At 45.8% G+C, this 3765-nt stretch carries 3 protein-coding genes; all 3 read left to right on the top strand.

Annotated features, from left to right (window positions below; genetic code table 11):
- The first annotated feature begins 234 nt into the window (after positions 1-234).
- Positions 235-1161 carry an ATP-binding cassette domain-containing protein gene (locus QUA53_RS28670; RefSeq protein WP_333101224.1) on the top strand — a complete coding sequence of 309 codons (927 nt, stop codon included), beginning with the start codon at positions 235-237 and terminating at the stop codon, positions 1159-1161.
- Between the two features lie 12 nt (positions 1162-1173).
- On the top strand, positions 1174-2031 hold the full coding sequence (locus QUA53_RS28665) for a hypothetical protein (protein WP_333101222.1): 858 nt from the start codon (positions 1174-1176) through the stop codon (positions 2029-2031).
- Between the two features lie 524 nt (positions 2032-2555).
- Positions 2556-3599: a hypothetical protein gene (locus tag QUA53_RS28660; RefSeq protein ID WP_333101220.1), complete on the top strand. Its 1044-nt coding sequence runs from the start codon at positions 2556-2558 to the stop codon at positions 3597-3599.
- The last annotated feature ends 166 nt before the right edge of the window (positions 3600-3765 follow it).

Raw genomic sequence — 3765 nt, 5'->3', positions numbered from 1 at the left:
AAGTTACATTATCCGATATGAGGAATTGGTTTACTCACTGCTGTTATTGTACCTCATCTTTCTGAGAAACGCTATATTGCGCTGAATGCCATCAACTCCGAACCTACTTACAAACGTAGTCTTCGACAAAAAATGAAACGGGCAGCTATGGATAATGATTATCTGATTCAAATTATCAGTTCTTGTTTTCTTGACAATATCTTAGATTCTTCGGATTCCTTTTGTCAAGCATGATTGAGACGCTCTTACCCTGCGAAAACATCAGCATCTCACGAACAAGAACGAGCCCCTAAATCTCGCCGCCTAGGTCGCAAACGTGCCGATAGCATTCCGAGTGGTGCGTGGAAGCGACAAGCTGAAGTAATGGCAGGAAGTGCTAAGAAAAAACACGAGTTCGCCGTAGAAAAAGCAACTAATCAAGTTGCCGCAACCAAAATCAGAACGACGAAAACAACCAGAGTTAAATTAGAAGAATGCAGCCAAAAAAACAAAAATTTAATCGATATCCAAGGTACTGACTTGAGATTAGGAGAGCGCCGATTAATCAAAAACATTCAGCTTCATGTATCGTCAGGCTCGCGCATTGCTATTGCTGGAAAGAACGGCTCGGTAAAATCCTGTTTAGCTCAAGCCCTTCTAGGAAGGGAGCGAACTCCAGCAATTTTAGAAGCCGGTGAAATTGCCATAAAATCTGCCATAAAAGGGGTATATCTCGATCAAAGCTATGAAATGGTCGATCGCTCTCGGACAGTCCTAGAAAATATGCAAATGGCAAACCCAAACTTAGACTATGAATTGCTGCGACAGCAATTAGGAAATTTTCTATTTTTTAACTATGAGGTGAACAAGCCTGCATCTGCCTTAAGCGGCGGTGAGTTAGCGAGATTAGGGCTGGCTGCGATCGGCATTTCTCAAATTGATTGGCTCATTTTAGATGAACCAACAAATAATTTGGATTTGGAAACAGTGAATCAGATTGTTGATCGAGTCAATGAGTTTCAGAGCGCCCTCTGGGTGATTTCCCACTACCTCGACTTTCTGAGCCGCATTGGAATCACACAAGCCTACCAACTCCACAACGGCAAACTTCAGCCGCTGATCCATCAACCGCATGAGTTGGAACGTTATCATCAGGAATTACTTGAGATGCAAATGTCTTAATTCAGAAGCTCAGTGGTGCAGCCTACATCAGCAGGAGTAGCCAAAGCTCCTATTTTGGGAAGAAGACAATTTCTAGTTTCTGGGCAATACTGGATCAAACACAGTTCAACATTTGAGGGAACGCTGATGAGATTATTGCGAACAATCGCCGCTCTATCGGCGGCTTTGACCCCACTGATGGCTGAAGCTGCCTTTAGCCGTCCCATGCCGGGAACAGCCGATTTTCCCAGAGCCTCAAATCCCGATGTAAATGTGCCGGTTTGCTTCATCGAAACCCGAGGTGGCACAACTTTTGATTTAGTAAGCTTGTGCGGCAGCAATGCTGCTCCCCAAAACACTGCTCCGGTTGCGGGCAACCCCGCCAATGTTCCTGCAAATAACCCCAATGGGGCTGCTCCGGCTGCTGCCCCGAACCCCAACGCTATCACCAGAGATGGTGTCGGCACGCCGATAACTACTCCAACAGGGACGGCAAATCCCAACAATCCCAATAATGCCAATCCGGGAACAGCGCCGAGTACCAATCCCAATAATGCCAATCAGGGAACATTGCCGAATACCAATCAGAATCCGGGCACTTCGCCGAATACCAATCCGAATAATCTCAATCCGGGAAGTTCGCCCTATATCACTCCCAATAATGCCAATCCGGGCACTTCGCCGAATACTAATCCGAATAATCTCAATCCGGGAAGTTCGCCGAGTACCAATCCAAATAATAGTGTGTCTCCCACAGGTGGAACTGCTGGCGATAGCAACAGCGATTTAGTCCCCAATCCCAATCTCAATCTTCCGAGAGTGCCGCCGAGTTCCTTTAGCCCTGGAGGTGTTGCACCGACTAGAGATGCGATTGATGGCCCCCGCCAGTAATCGGGAAAGTGTCAGAACTTTCATCACAGAAACCGGGTTTCTCTAAAACCGTCTCTTTTTTAGGGATTGTTCGCCCGCGAGAAAGCCGGAATATTTATTTGCCTGCGTAATATTGATGTCAGGTGCGATTGGCATATTTTGTAGCAGAGTAGCGAAATAAAAGTTAAGCTAAGAACTTGTAGACGCTATCGGCCAAGGACTCTTTTAAAACTGGACAACCAGGTAGAAGCAGTGAGAAATAGCCAGCTTTAATCCGTAACAGGATTAGTTATCAGCACAGGTTAAAATTATTCCCAGGCGGGTGCTTGCCAGCTCCAATTGCTCAAGCTAAACCATTCAACAGGCATATTTTTGTTAAGCCAGTGTGGTTGGGAAAGTACCGGCTGATAACATTAGCTAGACAAAATTAACCCGATTATTCGGAGGCTCTTCATGAGCAAAATATTTGTTTTAAATTGGAACAAAATTGCTCTAGACCCGATCCTCTGCGAGGGCTTCGCTAACGCACTTGAGGAGGACATCTAGTGTCAAACTTAGTTCAACGCTTAGAAATAACCGCTCATCCGCAACTTGAAAAATCCCTCGGCTATCGAGGAGATAGTCGTTGGGTAGCTTGGCGCTGGGAACCCGATATCGACCAACTTATATCCAGCGACGGCAAAACAGTCGGCACTGGCAATAATATGGCTTGGCTGGTGTTTTTGCAGCACGATTTAGTCGATCCTGCGGTACAAGAGTACAACCTCGGCGAGGGCGATTGCTACTGGCTGCTTTTAGACACCGAAACTAGAAATCTCTACGTCGGCGAAGGGAAAACAGTTCAAAGTCTGCTCGAACAGCCGGAAAGTTTAGGTTTATTGGCCTGTCTCGATGGCGGGAATGCCGATCGACAAACTGGTGAAAATTGGCAGCAAACTTTATCTCAAGTAACAGCTAAACCAGTTGTTCGCCACCTCACCAATGCCCTTCCTTTCGGTATCGCAGCCGCTTTGATAGGTGCTTTAGGCATCGGAACCGGATTGTGGGTAGTGCCGGCGGTGCAGCAGAAAATAGCCGAAAAAGCTGCTTTTATTTCCCCAATTAGTTCTGGCGCCAACTGCGGGCTGGGCGGTTCCGACGATTTTTCAGCTTATATCGGTTCCTCAAGCGGAAACAAAGAACTTCATTTAATAGGCGTTTACGAAGCTAATGCGGATCACAAGAACCGAGATTTATCAAAAAGTGCGATCGAAGTTAAAGTAGAACGCCGAAACAAGCCAATAATTCTAGCACTTTCAGCCTACGAACCGGTGCAATGGAATATTACCGCAGAACCGGGCGCAGTTATCGAAAAAATCATCGTTAACGGATACCACAACCAAACTATTTCAGGAGTTTCGGGAATTCCAATTGAAGAGCACAGCTACGAAGAAAGTGGAGACTCTCTCGGCGACTTTATCTACAAATGGGGTGCTACCCCTGAAAGTAGCAATACTTCTTCCCTAGTGACTAAATTGGAACAGGGAAACCGCACCAGTTTAACTTCTTTTCAAGGATGCTACAGAGGTAAGAACTTTAGTATTAATTGAGAATTATTGATGATTTGGGGGTAGCGAAACGGCATTGCAGTCTCCTCAATAGCCGTGTTGTCGATGGTTATATTAAGAGAGGACTTGCGCATTGGTAACAAGTTAAGCTTGTATGGCAGTTGTCAAGGGGGTTTGAGAAGATGTTTCAAAGAAATATCGCTCGGAG

Source organism: Microcoleus sp. Pol12B3 (genome assembly GCF_036701355.1).
In the GTDB taxonomy this organism is placed as follows: Bacteria; Cyanobacteriota; Cyanobacteriia; order Cyanobacteriales; family Microcoleaceae; genus Microcoleus.
This window is presented reverse-complemented; position numbering and strand designations above follow the sequence as displayed.